Source organism: Haloarcula sp. H-GB5 (assembly GCF_054850705.1).
On the sequence record NZ_JBTWBG010000002.1, the window covers coordinates 1 to 15,891 of the forward strand.

Annotated in this window: 18 protein-coding genes, 2 tRNA genes and 1 other RNA gene; 14 read left to right on the forward strand and 7 right to left on the reverse strand. The window is 58.0% G+C overall.

Annotation, left to right across the window (positions count from 1 at the left end):
• Positions 1-89: 89 nt before the first annotated feature.
• Both ACYJ11_RS07915 and ACYJ11_RS07920 read left to right on the forward strand, forming a co-directional pair.
• Positions 90-347: a DUF5789 family protein gene (locus tag ACYJ11_RS07915; protein ID WP_461647386.1), complete on the forward strand. Its 258-nt coding sequence runs from the start codon at positions 90-92 to the stop codon at positions 345-347.
• Positions 348-393: 46 nt separating this feature from the next.
• Positions 394-469, forward strand: a tRNA-Cys gene (locus ACYJ11_RS07920).
• 232 nt (positions 470-701) lie between these two features.
• On the opposite strand, the gene tafF is transcribed toward ACYJ11_RS07920, so the two are convergent.
• Positions 702-1,958, reverse strand: a complete 1,257-nt coding sequence (gene tafF, locus ACYJ11_RS07925; protein ID WP_461647387.1) for a TafF family fimbrial protein — start codon at positions 1,956-1,958, stop codon at positions 702-704.
• A 65-nt stretch (positions 1,959-2,023) separates the two neighbouring features.
• Positions 2,024-2,605: a TafE family fimbrial adapter protein gene (gene tafE / locus ACYJ11_RS07930; protein WP_461647388.1), complete on the reverse strand. Its 582-nt coding sequence runs from the start codon at positions 2,603-2,605 to the stop codon at positions 2,024-2,026.
• Positions 2,606-2,777: 172 nt separating this feature from the next.
• Between tafE and tafA the strand changes: the two genes are divergently transcribed.
• The 5 genes from tafA (at position 2,778) to ACYJ11_RS07955 (ending at position 8,427) form a co-directional block, all read left to right on the forward strand.
• The gene (gene tafA / locus ACYJ11_RS07935; RefSeq protein WP_461647389.1) at positions 2,778-3,446 is read left to right on the forward strand and encodes a fimbrial protein TafA; all 669 of its coding nucleotides are present in this window, start codon (positions 2,778-2,780) and stop codon (positions 3,444-3,446) included.
• Between the two features lie 411 nt (positions 3,447-3,857).
• Positions 3,858-4,427, forward strand: coding sequence for a DUF7344 domain-containing protein (locus ACYJ11_RS07940; RefSeq protein ID WP_461647390.1), 570 nt, complete (start codon positions 3,858-3,860; stop codon positions 4,425-4,427).
• Positions 4,424-5,662, forward strand: a complete 1,239-nt coding sequence (gene tafC, locus ACYJ11_RS07945; protein ID WP_461647391.1) for a TafC family fimbrial protein — start codon at positions 4,424-4,426, stop codon at positions 5,660-5,662. Before ACYJ11_RS07940 ends, tafC begins: the two co-directional genes overlap by 4 nt.
• Before the next feature lie 158 nt (positions 5,663-5,820).
• On the forward strand, positions 5,821-7,044 hold the full coding sequence (locus ACYJ11_RS07950; protein ID WP_461647392.1) for a DUF5305 domain-containing protein: 1,224 nt from the start codon (positions 5,821-5,823) through the stop codon (positions 7,042-7,044).
• A 240-nt stretch (positions 7,045-7,284) separates the two neighbouring features.
• Positions 7,285-8,427 (forward strand): signal peptidase I, encoded by a 1,143-nt coding sequence (locus tag ACYJ11_RS07955; RefSeq protein ID WP_461647393.1) that lies wholly within the window; start codon positions 7,285-7,287, stop codon positions 8,425-8,427.
• Between the two features lie 152 nt (positions 8,428-8,579).
• Here ACYJ11_RS07955 and ACYJ11_RS07960 read toward each other — a convergent pair whose 3' ends face one another.
• The gene (locus ACYJ11_RS07960) at positions 8,580-8,993 is read right to left on the reverse strand and encodes a hypothetical protein (protein ID WP_461647394.1); all 414 of its coding nucleotides are present in this window, start codon (positions 8,991-8,993) and stop codon (positions 8,580-8,582) included.
• A 79-nt stretch (positions 8,994-9,072) separates the two neighbouring features.
• On the opposite strand from ACYJ11_RS07960, the gene ACYJ11_RS07965 reads away from it, so the two are divergent.
• The 4 genes from ACYJ11_RS07965 to ACYJ11_RS07980 all read left to right on the forward strand — a co-directional run bounded on the left by ACYJ11_RS07965 (position 9,073) and on the right by ACYJ11_RS07980 (position 11,045).
• Positions 9,073-9,381, forward strand: coding sequence for a hypothetical protein (locus ACYJ11_RS07965; RefSeq protein WP_461647395.1), 309 nt, complete (start codon positions 9,073-9,075; stop codon positions 9,379-9,381).
• A 112-nt stretch (positions 9,382-9,493) separates the two neighbouring features.
• A complete protein-coding gene (locus ACYJ11_RS07970) occupies positions 9,494-9,673 on the forward strand; it encodes a hypothetical protein (protein ID WP_005536462.1) in 180 nt (59 codons plus the stop codon).
• Positions 9,674-9,734: 61 nt separating this feature from the next.
• A complete protein-coding gene (locus ACYJ11_RS07975; protein WP_461647396.1) occupies positions 9,735-10,067 on the forward strand; it encodes a hypothetical protein in 333 nt (110 codons plus the stop codon).
• Positions 10,068-10,178: 111 nt separating this feature from the next.
• Complete coding sequence (locus ACYJ11_RS07980; RefSeq protein ID WP_188977401.1) at positions 10,179-11,045, forward strand: hypothetical protein; 867 nt, start codon at positions 10,179-10,181, stop codon at positions 11,043-11,045.
• Between the two features lie 36 nt (positions 11,046-11,081).
• Here ACYJ11_RS07980 and ACYJ11_RS07985 read toward each other — a convergent pair whose 3' ends face one another.
• From ACYJ11_RS07985 to ACYJ11_RS08000, 4 genes are all read right to left on the reverse strand, one after another.
• On the reverse strand, positions 11,082-11,309 hold the full coding sequence (locus ACYJ11_RS07985; protein WP_461647397.1) for a hypothetical protein: 228 nt from the start codon (positions 11,307-11,309) through the stop codon (positions 11,082-11,084).
• Between the two features lie 194 nt (positions 11,310-11,503).
• Positions 11,504-11,577, reverse strand: a tRNA-Lys gene (locus ACYJ11_RS07990).
• 34 nt (positions 11,578-11,611) lie between these two features.
• Positions 11,612-12,289 (reverse strand): DUF7119 family protein, encoded by a 678-nt coding sequence (locus ACYJ11_RS07995; protein WP_461647398.1) that lies wholly within the window; start codon positions 12,287-12,289, stop codon positions 11,612-11,614.
• A 128-nt stretch (positions 12,290-12,417) separates the two neighbouring features.
• Positions 12,418-12,600, reverse strand: a complete 183-nt coding sequence (locus tag ACYJ11_RS08000; RefSeq protein WP_170097536.1) for a hypothetical protein — start codon at positions 12,598-12,600, stop codon at positions 12,418-12,420.
• A 236-nt stretch (positions 12,601-12,836) separates the two neighbouring features.
• On the opposite strand from ACYJ11_RS08000, the gene ACYJ11_RS08005 reads away from it, so the two are divergent.
• The 3 genes from ACYJ11_RS08005 to rnpB all read left to right on the forward strand — a co-directional run bounded on the left by ACYJ11_RS08005 (position 12,837) and on the right by rnpB (position 15,852).
• Positions 12,837-13,178 (forward strand): hypothetical protein, encoded by a 342-nt coding sequence (locus tag ACYJ11_RS08005; protein ID WP_461647399.1) that lies wholly within the window; start codon positions 12,837-12,839, stop codon positions 13,176-13,178.
• 92 nt (positions 13,179-13,270) lie between these two features.
• Complete coding sequence (locus ACYJ11_RS08010; RefSeq protein WP_188977409.1) at positions 13,271-15,034, forward strand: nitrite/sulfite reductase; 1,764 nt, start codon at positions 13,271-13,273, stop codon at positions 15,032-15,034.
• Positions 15,035-15,375: 341 nt separating this feature from the next.
• Positions 15,376-15,852, forward strand: an RNA gene (gene rnpB / locus ACYJ11_RS08015) — RNase P RNA component.
• The last annotated feature ends 39 nt before the right edge of the window (positions 15,853-15,891 follow it).

Consider the following 15,891-nt stretch of genomic DNA (forward strand, 5'->3'; position numbering starts at 1 on the left):
CAGCCCACTCAGGAGAGACATCTCTCCGAGTGGGCTTTCTGTATTTATAACCAGTGCGTAACTACGTAACTGGGTCGAGAAACAATGGCATGACCCGTGAAGTCAAACTGAACGAACTCACGGCGCTTCTTGAAACGGCGACGTATCCGCTGTCGGTCGCGACTGCTCAGCAGGAGTTCGACGATGTACGACTCATGTACGCAGACGGTACTGAACCGTTAGCTGCGGTACTGGATCGGATCGATGACGAGCAGTTCGATTCTCCCGACGAGGCGCAATCGTCAATCTACAGTACTATCCCGGTCGAAGGAGTCGGCGAGCCGGGCCAGTCAGAGGGTGAGGGCTGATCGAATTCGCTACGCTTAAACGACCGAGTTGACTACCACTATTCGCGCCAAGGTGGCAGAGTCTGGCCTAACGCAGCGGCCTGCAGAGCCGCCCATCGCCGGTTCAAATCCGGCCCTTGGCTTCTTGATCTCTCATACGCCGATGTTTCCCGGTTAGTAACCTGAATTCTCACTCTTTTCCATGTGGAGATGACGCCACAGGAGTGCCCGAGACCAGTCGGGCACAGAGCACGGGCCCCAATCAACGACTGTAGAAATGTACTAGCGGCTGTGATCCACATTCCCAGTTCAGTGTATTGAGTATCACTACGAAGCTACAGCCAACAGTATGGGACACCGGATTGATCGAGTGGTTTAGTGCTCTCCGGTGCCATCTTCGGTGGCATGCGCTTCGGGTATCGCAGCAAGTTCCGGGATCAGCCGGTACCCAGTACCCGTCCCGACTGCAGCGGAGAACGCGATCGCCGTACCCAACTGCGCGACCGGGCCGAAGCCGGCGCTCGAAACCGCTGACACGACAAGAACTGTGAGCACGATTCCGACAAGACCGATCACCGCTTCGCGGACAGCGACGCGACGGAACCGGCGACGGCGGTCACTCGGTTGTGTTTGGAGGACCGGGAGCACATCGTGATATCGCGTCTGCACGAGGTAATTCGTCACTACAGCGAGCAGGCCAGCGATGAACATCCATGGTCCCCAGCCAATACCGAATGCCGGGTCAAAGTCGAGCGCAAATCCACTCGGCTCAGCTGGCTGTTGGCTTTCGGGTGTCGGCGGCACGGCCCCGCCGCCACTCACGGTTTCAGTCTCTTCCTGGCTGTCGATAGATGTGCCGGTTGGCTCGCCAGTCGATGTTTCGATGCCAGTACCACCGCTGCTTTCCCCAGCGGGTGCTTCAGTCGGTTCTCCAGTTGGCGTCACAGTTCCAGGCCTATCCGTACTCTCCTCGCCGGTGCCGCCATCGCTCGTATTAGTATCGCCACCACCACTTGTACCGGCGTCGTCGCTACCACCACTACCCGCATCTGTGCCGTCTCCATCGCCCGTGTTAGTGTCATTGCCGCCGCTACCTGTGTCAGTGTCATTACCGTTGCTGCCGCCCGTATCAGTGTCTGACTCGGCATCCGGAACTTCCATGGTGTACGTCACTGTCTCGGAGAGGGACGACGGGCTGTCGGCGTCTGTCGCCACGGTGAACCCGAGCGTTGCTTGCTCGCCCGGGGCAAGCGTAAGCGTATGACTCACTTCATCGACCGACTTGCGTGTACCTGTGTCTGTGTTCTGGTAGATGTCCAACCACTCACTCTCGTGCTCGATCTGGATCGTCGCCGCTTCGTCGGTACCGTTGACTCCCGCAAAACTAACGACAAACACGTCGTCGAATACGGTCTCGGTGCCCGAAAAAACGTCAACAGAAATAACAAGCTCGCCACTGCTGTCAAACGATGCGTAGCGGTCGCCGTTGGGCGTGTCAGCTGGAGCCAGCGCAACTCCGGTGTCCTCCGCCGGAGCGAGTTCATCAACGGGTTCTGAGAGCGGGACCGCGGCCGTGGACATGACTGTCCCGCAGACGACGAACACGAGTCCAAGAGCGAAGTACCATTTCATATCGTGGCGTGTGAGACTGCATAACGCTACCGTGAGCCCGTCCGCCTACTGTTCAACAACAGACATCAGTTGGTACCGCTTGCTCCTGCTGTTCGTGCCGCAAAGACGATTGCATTGATCGAACTGATCTCCTCTCCTTTGTTGCCGTTTCGAAGGTCAACGACAACTGTGAAGTCCTTGGAGTTGCCTGCGCTCAGGGAAACAGCATTATCACCGTCGCTGGAGTCATCGACGATTGTGTTTCCGTTGTACCGGATATCAAGCACGTCTCCGATGAGGTCGTTCGGGTCTGGTGTTGTCGAACTGCTTCCCCCATCATCGTTCACCGAAACACTGACTTCTTTGTCTGCGTTGTTTTTTACGCGAAGGACATCCTCAAATCGCGTTGTTGCCCGTTCATTTAGATTACTCTGCTGAATCTTAATCGCCCCGTTACTGTCGGAGCCGCCGGTAGTGATTAGATCAGTAGCATAGCTCTTGTTTGGATTTTGTTTAAAACTCACAAGCGCACTTGCATCGTCACTAGTACTAAGCGTAACTGTCCGTGTCGCTTCAACTGAGGAGAATGCACCGGAGCCAAACGCGCCGCCGACAGTCGCACTGATTGTCCCGAGTCCGAGCAGGACACTTCGTCGATTTAGCCTCATCTGTTGTACTACAGAACGCTAGCCCACCAGTTACTATTGACGTGCCTGAGCGGGGTTAATGCCGTCCATTAACGCCTCAAGCACGGCTATAACCCCGCTCAAGCAGTACAATAGTAAGTCCCCGGAAACTGTTGTGGCTGGTACGGCACGGCCATAACGTGCTGACTAACATATGAATCGCAGAAACGTACTTACGGGACTCGGCGGATTGGCAATCAGTGGTGGGGCGCTCTTCGGTACGGGCGCATTCACGAGCGTTACCGCGACGCGTTCAGTCGAAGTGAACGTTTTCGGTGCAGATAGTGGCACGGACGGGCTCGTAGACGGTGTAGACCAAACTACCGAAGACGATATCGCAGACACAATCACAAGCAACGCTGTCGATGTGCTTGTCGATACGTCGTCAAGTGACGTCTCAGTCAAAGGCCCTGACGGTAACTCTGCTACTGCAACAAACCTGTTCCCCGCTAATCCGGGTGCTCAGGATGGAGCAAACCCGGGCACAGATGGAACGTACGACAATGTGAGCCACAAGTACGTGAGCCTCGTTGCTAATGATGTGACAATCGTCTTTGGCGAAAATAATGGCCTCCCACCGAACTCGACTCTCGGGTACAATGGTCTCTTTAAATTCATGCCAAACAGTGACAGCAACAGTAAGTTTAACGTTACGTTCGGGGGAGATAATGGCGGAACTGTGCTTACGCAGGTCGATGAAGAGTCGGTTAGCGACGGAGCAGTCGTCTCAGTCTCTTCAAGTAGTAGTTCTTCAAATGCCGAAATTACGACAGAAACCTCGAATAAAAGCGAAGACCTCGACATCAGCATTACAGAACAATAAAACTCAGACGTGAATCGCAGACTGGCTTTGACAACTCAGGAAGCTATTTATTTCACTCCTATTTGTCAATAAATGTCATGATGTAGACATCGGGTAATCGCAGACAGCGCAGGTACCAGCTCCGGAGCGTCTTGCCACTGATAAACCGTAACAATGCCTCTATCTTATCTACTCACTGTAGCTAGTACACCGCGTCGACTACTCACATCTTGGCACCCAACAGTATTCAACGCTCACAAGATCATAGACTCATCTGCTGCATTATCAGTAATCCTATATATAAATCTCTGTACTACCGTCTCTGAAGCTGTCAACACCAGGTCCCGTCTGCTAACAGCCTAATCTACATACAATTTTGTTACCATTGACATTCCAGAACGCTTTTACATATTATAAACTAATATGTCGGCAATGGCAGTGGGTGGGAAGCAAAGCAACCGGACAGCGGCTGGTGACGCGATTACACGAGACGAGGTGTTTGAGCTACTCAGTAATCACCGCCGCCGATACGCATTACACGTAGCGAAGCAAGCAGACGGTGACTCAGAACTCTCGGATATTGCTGAACAGGTGGCGGCGTGGGAAAACGGGAAACCACAGAGTGAGATCACGTCCAGCGAGCGCCATCGCGTGTACACGTCAATGCAACAGACGCATCTGCCCGCAATGGACCGTGCGGGCGTGATCGAATACGACAATGGGACAGTCACGCTGACCGAACAGGCAGCGGACCTCGACGTGTACATGGATGTCGTGCCGGAAGACTCCATCCCGTGGGGACAGTACTACCTCGGATTGTCAGTTCTGTCGGGGGCTGTCGTTGGCGCTGCTGGGCTGGATGTGTTCCCAGCCAGTATTCCCGACCTCGCGTGGGCTGGTCTCGTCGTCATGTTGTTTCTCTGCTCCGGACTGTATCACGTCTGGCAGAGCCAGCAACTCCGTCTCGGAGCGGGCGAGACGCCCCCGGATGTTGAAACATGAGCAAGAAGTGGACTCGCCGGAGTGCACTTGCGCTAATCGGTAGTGGTGCCGGCCTCCTGACGTGGGGTACTGGTGGGTTCACAGACGTGACCGCCGACCGTCAGGTGAATATCGACACAACTGAAGACAGTTCTGATGGTCCGCTGCTGGGGATTACATCACTAGGCGACGGCGGTAGCCCCGGTCAGACGGTATCGTTGATAACATTACAGAACAATCTTGGAGAAGAGGTCAGCGACATAGTACTGGAGGATGCCAGTGTTGGTAGTATTGCGCTGGCTGATATTTTCAAGGGCGAGAGAGTGTCCCCTTCTAACTATTTTGACACACCTAATAGTATTGCACCAGGAGAACAGGGAGCGATCAAGGCAACACTCGATCTCCTCCCTAACGTGTCTATCGGTTCCGACCGCGAATATGATGTTACGCTTGATTTTACTGCTAGCACTGCAAATCAAGAAGTGACCGTTGAACGGGAATCTACCGTTAAATACGAAGATCCCCGGGTTTCGTACTGGGATTTTGATAAAATAGGCCTTGGAAATCCAAGCGTCCCAGATAGTTGGGGCAATAGCGGAGCCAGTCGCCTACCCAACTATTGGCCATCGCTAAGACTGTCCAGGCAGCGCCGCCGCGTCCTTTATTTCAGCGGCAATAGTAACCAAGAAGATTTCAGTGGCAATAGTAACCGAGGAGACGTAGTTAGGATATTCGACAGCTCTAAATTAGATTTCATAGAAGGAGACGAGTTCTCACTTTCCGTTTGGATAAAACCGTATTCGATTCCGAACTCGTATGCACGGCTGTTCAGCAAATGGAATTCTGCTATCGAAAGCGGATACCAATTCTTCCTCACGCGTCATTCTCGTTCTGGGTTTGAAATCGGAATCGAAACTGGACAACAAGATGGAAAAACGAATGTGATAAACACAGGTGCAACAGTAAGCCAATCTAGGTGGAACCATGTCGTCTGGACCCACCGCTCATCTGAGTCATCTGGAGACAAAGTATATGTAAATGGCGTAAAAGAACACGAGAGCGACTTGGAAGACCCGTTTGGTTCCAACGAACCCCTCCGCCTTGGCAACGGAATTAATGCTAGTGGCATCCTGAGTTTCCCGTTCAACGGCCGTATGGATGAGCCAAAAGTGTATGATACTGCGCTCACTGACGAGTGGGTGGAAAACCTCTACAACACAAGCAAAGGCGGCGATGGCGGCAGCATAGGCGGCTAAGTCCCATGAGCGTATCTACCCGAAAATCACACTGTATGTAGTGCAACAAAACAATATGGCCAACAGCGACTCAAACAAAGCAGAAAACGATAGTGCATCAGTCTTGACGGGGCTGGTGACCACGCCGTACCGCAGGTTACCGGATATAAATGGTAAAAATGGATAACGTACTTTCAGCGTCTGTTCGCTCCGCCCTCAATCGCTGGTTTGTCCTGATATTACTCGTTGCACTTGCGCTAACGCTTGCTGGCGGCTACGTCACCTACGACAGCCATATCGACGGCGCGGAAACAGTTACTGAACAACAGACCGTCGGCACGTGGACGGTGGAAAGCGAGTTCGAACACGGGGCAACAGTGACGCGTGATACCGAGGTTTTCAGTTCGGGTGAGCAACTCAGCAACCGGTCGCTGTATTTTACGACGGCATCGCCCGAACTCGATGGCACGTACACGGTCTCACACGACAACACCGACGGGAACGCGGCAGTCACCTCGACGAACCTGTCGCTAGTCATCCGCGCGGTCGAGGAACGAAACGGGAATCAGGTGGTCCACTGGCAGACACGCGACTCGCTCGACACGCTCGATGCCGTTGAGGTAGCGGACGGTGAGGCGGCAACAACCACAGTCAGCGTGGACATCCCGACAATCCTCAACCGTACCGAAGCGATACAGAACGATCTCGGGGCTGCCCCCGGACAAACCGAGGTTCTCCTCGTCGCCGACACAACTGTCGAGTCGTCAGTCGACGGAGAGACGTTCACCGACACTCGCACTGACCGCATCGAGATTGTGCCCGGACGGAGTGTCTACCGCGTCAGCACTACCACAGCGGGTGCGAGTCCCTACGACGCGACCGAGCAGGTGACCCGGACCATTGAGCCAACACGGCTGGAACTGTACGGGGGGCCTGTGCTCTGTGTGCTCGGACTGCTCTGTATGGCTTTCCTCGGGACAGCACGCAGGCGTGGCTGGCTTGAAGTCACTGACCGTGAGCGAGCGCGCAACGAGTTCGAGCGTGCACGTGACGACTTTGACGAGTGGATCTCAACGGCACGAATCCCGGATACCGACGACCGGACACCTGTCCCGACGGACTCGCTGGTGGACCTCGTTGACATTGCTATCGATAGTGACAGGCGCGTCCTCGAAGATGGTGATCAGTATGCAGTCCTCGTCGACAGTGAAATCTACACGTACACGGCGCCACCGGCTGTCGATCGGCTTGCGTCACCAGCGACACGCAATACTGAGTCCGCTGCGGAAGACAGAGAAGGAGCGACGGCGTCGCTTTCAAGCCTGCTTTTCAACGACTCGGGCGAGGACGCTGATGCAACACACCCTGATGAAAACGAGATGTCTGATTCAAACGACGGGTGACGCCGTTGATCGGTCACTTTCTACAATCGCTGGTCGCCCCGGCACAGTTTGTGCTGCGTATGTCCCTCTGTGGCCACGACAGGTGTTCGATATTGATTTCGGGAGGCACTGCTCGTGACTGTATTAAACGGTGGTCCGGAACGTGGTAGCCCATGATGACAGGGGGATCGCGTCGTCCCCTTCGACTCAGCAACACCGATTTATATTCTGCTGGTCTACATCGCGTAGCGACACATTGGCATGCTCCGAACGTATGTGACAAAAGGACTGACAATCGGCGGGTTTGTGTTGGTTCTGGCACTCATCGTGGGTGCACTCGTCGGGCAGCCAGTGCTTTTGAGCTTCGTCGTGTCCGGAAGCATGTCGCCAACGATTCAGGAAGGCGACGGCTTCGTTGCGATTCCGGAGCAGGTTGCGGGCGACATTGAGCAGGGTGATGTCATCGTATTCCAGTCACAGGAGATTCGTGGTGGGGAGCTGACGACACACCGAGTTGTCGGCGAGACTGACCGGGGATACATCACCCGTGGGGATGCGAATCCGTTCACAGACCAGGACGGGGCCGAACCGCCCGTGACTGAAAGCCAGATCGTCGCGGTCGCCTGGCAACCTGGTGGACAGGTGGTGACAATCCCGAATTTCGGCACGGCCATCCTCGCCGGCCGCGTCGTCGTCACGAACATTCTAACTGCGGTCACGACGGTCCTTGGGGTTGAGCAGGCAGCCGAGTCCTGGCAGGCAGGATCAGTGATGCTGGTCTCCGGCGTGATACTGTTTGCAATAAGCATCGGCAGCGGGATCGTGAATAGGTCCTCGCGTGAACGGGCCCGTTCGCGTGGGCAGGATACCTTTGACCCGCGCTACGCCGCGCTCTTTCTGACTGCAATCATTATTGTGCCAGCCAACATCGCAATGGTCGCTCCGAGTTCGACCCACCAGATCCCGGCGGGTGAAATCGCAGCTGGGAACAACATCGCCCCCGGTGAACCAGTTGAAGCCACGCTTGTAGCTAACAACGAAGACGCATTGGTGACTATGCTCGTCGTGTTTAACGCGTCTGGTCGGACGACTATCGAGAACCGGTGGCTCGATGTGCCGGGTGGCGAAACGGACTCAACAGCGCTGTATGTACCTGCACCGCCACGAGGCGAACAGAAGGTCGTGACCGTCTCCGAGTACCGTTATATCGTGTTGCTGCCCCCCTCGGTCATTATCGCAATGCATGACATCCACCCATTGGTAGCATTAGGTGTGATTAATGCGGCGCTCACTGTTGCTGTGCTAGCATTCATTATTGGGTTGCTTGGGACAAGCAAACGACGTGTCCGCGACACTGACCGGGATATCCCGCTGTATTTGCGATTAAAGCGTAAATTGTTGTGACTAGGAATGGGATTGTTCAACGCAACGCAGCGTACCTGACGGCGCATCGTCCAAACACGTCGAAAACGGTAGTCGTGGTGGCTGTCGTTCTCCCGGGAAAATAGACCGCACAACAGGCCAATTCCGGCCGACAATACCACTGACCGCCTCGATTACTCTCTTTCGACAGGTATCGTATGGACCTGCCGGAGCGGTTCGATGTGTGCTTTCGCCACCTCGTCCAGCGGAAAGGTCCCGTGGATATCGGCCGGAACCTGGCCGTGGACGAGACGCCCGAACGGCCCAGCGGCGGTTGGATACACCTGCTCGGCCAACCGAGCGACGGGGGCCGCGACATCGAGCCCTTCCAGCGCTTCCTTCACGGCCGCTTCGCCGACGTGGACGGACTCACCTTCGATCAGAATGAACGCGAACGGTGGGTCGTCAAACTGTGCCCGGAGAAACGCCTGAATCGCGTCGGATTCCCAGGGAACAGGCGTGATATCCGTGGCACAGCGGGTGATCGTCTCGGCAGCGCGCCGGAACAGGTCGGTACTGCCGTCGTAGACGAGAAGCGACTGAGTCACATCCACTGTAGGGGTTTGGACCGTTTGAACGTTGTGTCGTGTCACAACGGCTTATGCGTCTGCGCTCCGATGTTTCTGTATGGACGTACGGGACGAACCGACGGCCAGACTCCGCCGGCGACTCGAAATGGCACTGGAAAGCGCGCTTACCGATACCGTGTCGTGGACGGTCGCTACTGATGGCCCGGTCGTTGCTCGACTACCTGACCGCGAAATCGCGTTTGAACGGGCTGATGGTCCGGACGGCTACCGGTGGACGGTCGTGTTACGCGCGGATGGGTCGGTCGTGAGCAAGTTCGGGCAGTTCGAGACGATCGACAGCGCTGTCGAGAAGGTTGAGTCGCTTGTCCGGGCTGACGTTCGGTATACGGTTTGCTGTGACGGCTAGCTGTCACAGTTCTGAACCCAACCCGTGTGGCTAACTCGGCGGCTCCGTATCAGTCAGCAAACACCGCTTGGAGGCCAATCTCTATACGAACCCCGCACCAACAGACAGGCGTATGAGTCTGCTCAAGAACAAGCACCTCCTCAACGGGATCGTTTCACTAGTCGTCAGCGTCGGTATCACTGTCTGGCTGGCCGACGACGAAGATGCGCCGTGGAGCCTGACTGATATGGCTCTGGCCGTTGCCATTTCGTCGTTCCTCTCCGGCTTTTTCACCAGCTACTTCGCCGACTGACGGTCAGGCGAGGCTGTGAATTGGGGGAACACCGATACCAGTCCGCCCCGTCCTACTTGTCATGGACGAACCAGAACCCGTCGACGACTGGCCACACCGCCCGTTCTCGCCGGCTGAAGCCAGTGCCTTGCTGGATGACATCGATGGCGCTGTCGCGGTCTGGGTGATGCACCACGACAACGACGTTCGGTCGGCTGTTGTTCTCGATGATGCCCCCGAGGACGCAGTCATCGACATCGTCGTCGAGACCGACGCCGCATTCGAGATGTACAGTTACACGAGCGGCGTGTGGATGGACTACGGCACACAGCGAAAAGACGATCCGGATGCTCCGCCGATGGCAGGGACGCTCGACAGCTACGATGTTCTCGCTGGCGAATCTGAGACAGCCTGACCAGTGTGATGCATCTGCACCGCCGTTGCCGGGGCAAAACGGCCGTGCCACCCGCGTACCGATACACTCGAAAAGTAATCATTAAACGGCGCGGCGACTGACCCTCCTGATATGCAACGACGAGCCGCGGCGGCGTACTTCGCGTTCTTCCTCGTTATCAGTGTTGCTGCGTACGCCTACATCGGCGTCGCGGAGAGTCAGCGGCCGGCGGTGTCGCTCGACGCTGACGCCGAACTGACCAACGAGAGTGCATTCACTGTCGACGGAACGGAATACACAGCCACGAACATCCACATGTCCAGCGGCGGCGGTGGCGGCCACGGCGGCGGTGGCGGCAGTATGGCCGCTGACCTCTCGTGGACGAATGAATCGTCACAGTACACTGCGACGTTAGAGCACAACGCTACGACGACCTATCAGAACGACACCTACCGCGTGCACACCGACAGCAACGAGAGTACGGTGACCCTCGAAGAAGAACTCAACGTCAGTGGGCTCCTCGCCGAGGACTCCTCGGTCAAGAACACGCTAGCGACCCAGAACGGGACTGAGTACGTGGTCTACCGGTCGAACAATACGCAAGTCCCGCTGAGCGAGTGGCTCCCAGAGCCCGAGACGGTCTCGTTCACCACCGGCGACACCTACCCGTACGCGACCGACAGCGGGACGCAGGAGACCACGATCTCTGACGTGAGCGACAGTGGCGCGACGCTCGAATGGTTCGCCCCGCGCGAGAACACAATCGAACTTTCCGAGGGTGGGAATATCACGCTGAACGAGCAGCGGTTCTTCACGCATTTCCCCGACCACCACACCGTCCAGATCGTCCCGATTCAGCAGTACGGTCAGTATCAGGAGACACTCGACCAGCAGGACTACTTCCACGAGCGAAAGAACGGCATTTGGGGCATCTCGATCCTCTCGGGCATCGCTGCCGTACTGATGCTGGGGATGGCGTATATGCCCGTCCGCGGATAACAACGACGTCTGTTTTCGGCTTTTTGAGCGACTGATTTACGCGTCGGCTGCCCAGCTGATGTACGCCAGTCCGATACCGATCACACCCATCAGGACTGCCGCGATCATCTGTATAATCGCCGCGCCCATCGAGGCGTATGTCTGCCACGGCGTGCTGGCAATCGCCGCGAACGTGGCGACGACGAGCAATACACCGACGGTGACACCTAGTGGGCGCAACGGCTGCGAAAATACGCGCTGAACCGTACCGGTAGTTCCGTCCATACTGGTGACATTCGCTGTCTCTGTGGTAAATGAACCGGTCTCGGGCTATGCACTGTCGCGCTGTTTCTTGTACACAGAAAAGCGGGCCGGGAGAGAGTTGAACCGGAGCCAGACGTGCTCACTTCGTTGCGCGCGACTGGCAGGGTCCAACTCCTCCGTAGCGTTACCACTATTCACTGTCGTTCATAGGGTAACGGGCCGGGAGGGAGTTGAACCCCCGACCATCTGGTTAAAAGCCAGACGCTCTGCCTAACTGAGCTACCGGCCCTCGCTATTCGCTCGGGGGAGCGGCGATTAAGGCCTTACGGTCCGTCGTCGAAGTACGATTCGATAGCCTCGCTGATGACTTCTCCGGGAGAGACCCCATCGAGTGCGGCCTGTCGGCGGAGCCGACAATAGGCGTCGCGATCGAGTTGCGTTCGCAACTCCCCCAGCGCGTACCCGTTCCTGGCGAGCGCTGCGTCCACGGACGCGCCGTCGTTGACACTGCTGGCAACGGATCGGATCTGGCGGACGGTGAGGTCGTGATCGAGGGCGGCCCACGCCAGCAGGAGGCGGGATTCGCCGGAGACTCTGGCGATGTGTTTGGCCGCCGTCGGCGCGATTTCTCCCTTGGCGACGTGAATACGGACGGACCGCGGGAGATCGTGCACGCGGGACCACTTGCGGATGAACGAGACCGACGCCTCCCCGCCGGCCCGTTCGGCAGCGGCCTTGTAGGACCCTTCACCGCGGACCAGAGCCGCACACGCGGCCGCGCCGCGCAGGATGAACACGTTATCGTCGGCGCCGGCAGTGTTCTCGGAGAACTTCTCGACCGTTCTGGCTGCGAGCTCGAGGCTCTCGGGGTCGTCGGGATCGAACTCGATGGCCTCCTCGGGTCGCTGGCCAGTGAGTGCTGGGTCCCCGCGGATAACCGGTTTACCGACCGGTGATTCACGGTCGGTCGATGGAACGTAATTGTCGGGCCCCTCAGGCATCGATACGTGCTTGGGGAGCGCCGCACAAAAGTATCCCGTACAGGGGTGTCATACAGGCTATTGTAAGTCATTCCGGGATTTCGCCGACCCGGGCCGGCGCAATTAATACGCAGTCACAACAGTCTGTATCAGTCGTCGGAGGCGCTCTCGCGCTCTTCGCTCATGTGCTCCCAGATTTCTGTGCAACCGCAGCCGTCCTCGACGTTGTCGAGGTGGTCTGTGGTCGGCTCTTCGCGTTCGGCGTCGTCGTCGTGGGTCTGTTGTGCCTTCGTCATCGTTTCTGTCACAGCGGCGGCCTGCGTGGCCGCCACGTGGTGTCGTACTCCTTCATAATGGCCCCACTATCTTAAACACGGACTCTCCTGTAAGCTTGGCCCGCACTGCGACTTACAGGCAACATCTGTTTGTATCTCGTACAGAACCCAACAAATAGTGGACTATTATGCTCTGATGCAGTCACCGCATGACTGCGGTGGATTCGACCCGACCGCGGTGATACTTGCAACCGCCGATGCCCTCAGGTATCTCTGGAATCTAATGAGATGTAATGACAACTGACGTTCACCAGCTCGACGACGGGGCCTGGATTTCCGTCAACGACTCACGGGAAGTGAACGTCTCGGACCTGTGGTTGTTGGCTCGAAGCGACTTCTGTGGGTGTGAGACGACGGATTTCCTCGCTGAGGGGTTCGTGAAAGTGGGGGTGGATTACCCGGACATTCAGGCGCGAATAGCCGGGCAGTGCATCGCCTGCGGTGAAAGCGGCGTTACCGACTGGCTAACCGTCGGGCGCGTCGTAGACCCTGATTCCGGCGAGTTCTACGGTGTTGACCACGAAAGCGTCCATTTTCCGGAGAAGCGGACCCGGCTTGCCCACCCTGAGAAATAGGCAACAATTTCTTGTTTCGGGGAGTGGGGGAGACGGTTGACGGCAAAGTGTGTTGTATAAGTCTGTGAGACTTGTGAGAGAACACACTAGCTATGCCCAGTAAAGTCGAGAAATGGAAGGACGAGGTCTACGGTAACGAGATTCGGGAGCATCTGATGGAGTTCGCGGAAAAGGGCTGGGACGCCATCCCGGAAGACGAACACGACGCCTGGTTCGAGCGCTTCAAATGGTGGGGCCTGTACCACCAGCGCTCCGGCCAGGAGTCGTATTTCATGATGCGTATCGGGACGCCAAACGGCGTCATCAAGCCGGGCCAGCTCGAAGTCATCGGCGAAATCGCGAAGGAGTACGCGACCGGTCCCGTCGACAACCCCGAGTTCGGTGAGGCCTACTGTGACTGGACGACCCGCCAGTCCATTCAGCTCCATTGGATCAAGCTGGAGGACATCCCGGAAATCTTCGAGAAGCTCGAAGCCGTCGGTCTGGGAACTCAGCAGGCCTGTGGCGACTCCTGGCGGAACATCGTCGGCTGTCCCGTCGCCGGTAAGGACAAACACGAGCACGTCGACGCCTGGCCCGTCGCTGAGGATCTCCACGAGACGTTCAAGGGCAACGACGATTACTCGAACCTCCCGCGCAAGTGGAAGGTCGCCATCGCCGGCTGTGACGAGGGCTGTGGACAGGGCGACATCAACGACCTCGCCTTCGAGCCCGCTGAGAAGGATGGCGAACTCGGATTCAACGTCCGTATCGGCGGGGGTCTCTCCCGCAAGGAACCGCGCCTCGCCCGTGACATCGACGTGTGGGTCCCGCCGGAGCAGGCCGCTGACGTGGCCCACGGTATGTCTTCGCTCTTCCGTGACTACGGTGACCGCGAGGACCGCTTCAACGCTCGCATCAAGTTCCTCATGGACGAGTGGGGTCCCGAAAAGATGCGCTCGGTCCTGCAGGAGGAGTACGTCGACTTCGAACTCCCGACTGCTGGCGAGGACATGCGCGACCAGTACAGCTACAACACCGGGTCCCAGGACGGGCACAACGACCACGTCGGAATCCACGAGCAGAAGGACGGCAACTACTACATCGGCCTGAACGTGCTGGTCGGCCGCATGGGTGCTGATGACGTGCTGGAACTCGCGGAACTCGCCGACGAGTACGGCTCCGGCGAGGTCCGACTGACCCAGCGTCAGAACATCATCGTCACCGACGTGCCCGAGGAGAACCTTGACGAGTTCACCAGCGAACCCCTGCTGGAGAACTACTCCCCAGACCCGTCCCCGTTCATGCGCGGCTCCATCGCCTGCACGGGCACGGAGTACTGCTCGCTCTCGATCGTCGAGACGAAGAACCGTCAGGTGCGGTACGCCCGCTGGCTCAAGGACAACGTCGAACTGCCTGAGGACCACAAGGACTTCCACATCCACCTCTCGGGCTGTACGGCCTCCTGTGCCCAGCCCCAGATCGCCGACGTATCCCTGCGTGGGATGAAGACCCGCAAGGACGGCGAACCGGTCGAGGCGCTCGACATCGGCCTCGGCGGCGGCCTCGGCGACGACCCGCGCTTCGCTGACTGGGTGGAGATGCGCGTCCCGGCCGACGAAGTTCCTGGCGCGATCAAGAACCTCGTCAACAACTTCGAGGACGCCCGCGAGGGCGGCGAGACCTTCCGTGACTTCGTCGAGGACCGCGACGAGGAGACGCTGGCCGAGATGGTCGAACCCGAAGAGACGGACTACCACGACCCGTACATGCACAACACGAAGATGACGTGGTACCCCTACGCAGAGGACGACGACATGCAGTCCTCGCCCGCGCCGACCGACGGCTCCGGCGAGCCCCTACCCTCTGACGACTAAGACGCACTGCTGGGCACTCTCGGTTCGATTTTCTCGAATCGTACGGTTGCTCACGTTTTGCTCGCTTCTATTCACCGCCTGTGGCCGGGAGCGCGCTCCGTCGCGCGACCCGGGGAAGGGCAGGCTCACTCGAATACACAAAATCAGCAGTTGCCGTTACTGTTGCGCATACCGCGAGCGAAGCGAGCGGTTTCCCCGGACTCGCCACGGCGTGGCGAGTCCGGCCTTTTTCATCGACGTTTTTCGAGGAGTGGTTCGAGCGCGCCAGCGGCGCGACTCGAACCCGACGACAAAAAAGGTCGTTGGTAAGCCTTATTCGCGGCACTGGCGTACCCATTGGTGGCAGCGGGAGGCCGGCTCCCGTGGCGCAAGCCATGAGGAAAGTCCCCCCACCTGTCGGACAGGTGACCGGGCGCAAGCCCGGGGCGGGAGACCGTCGGCTCTGGAACAGCAACGACACGTCGTCGCCGGACCGATGAGGTGTGCGAATCCCGAGCGAGGCTGGTCGTGCCCCACCAGACGGTGCGGCACGCGGCCAAAGCGAGGGAGAGCTAACCCACCGAGGGCAGTCGCGACCCGGTGACTCCGGGGCGCGCGTTCGTGGACCACAGTTGTGCTCCACACGTGGGCCGCAGATGCCCCACGCATTCCGTGGGCCGCTGACGCGCCCCACGCCTCCGGCGACGGACCGATGGAACGGCGAAACCTCACCGGTGCAAGGCCGCGTCGACAGGTAGTCCGACGCTGCGCGCAAGCGCTGGACGTGGCCGCTCAGCCGAATGCTGGCCCGAACAGAAGGGGGCTTACTCCCCGCAGCCACATGAGCCTTCTAGCGGCGGGTCCGATGGTTACAAGCC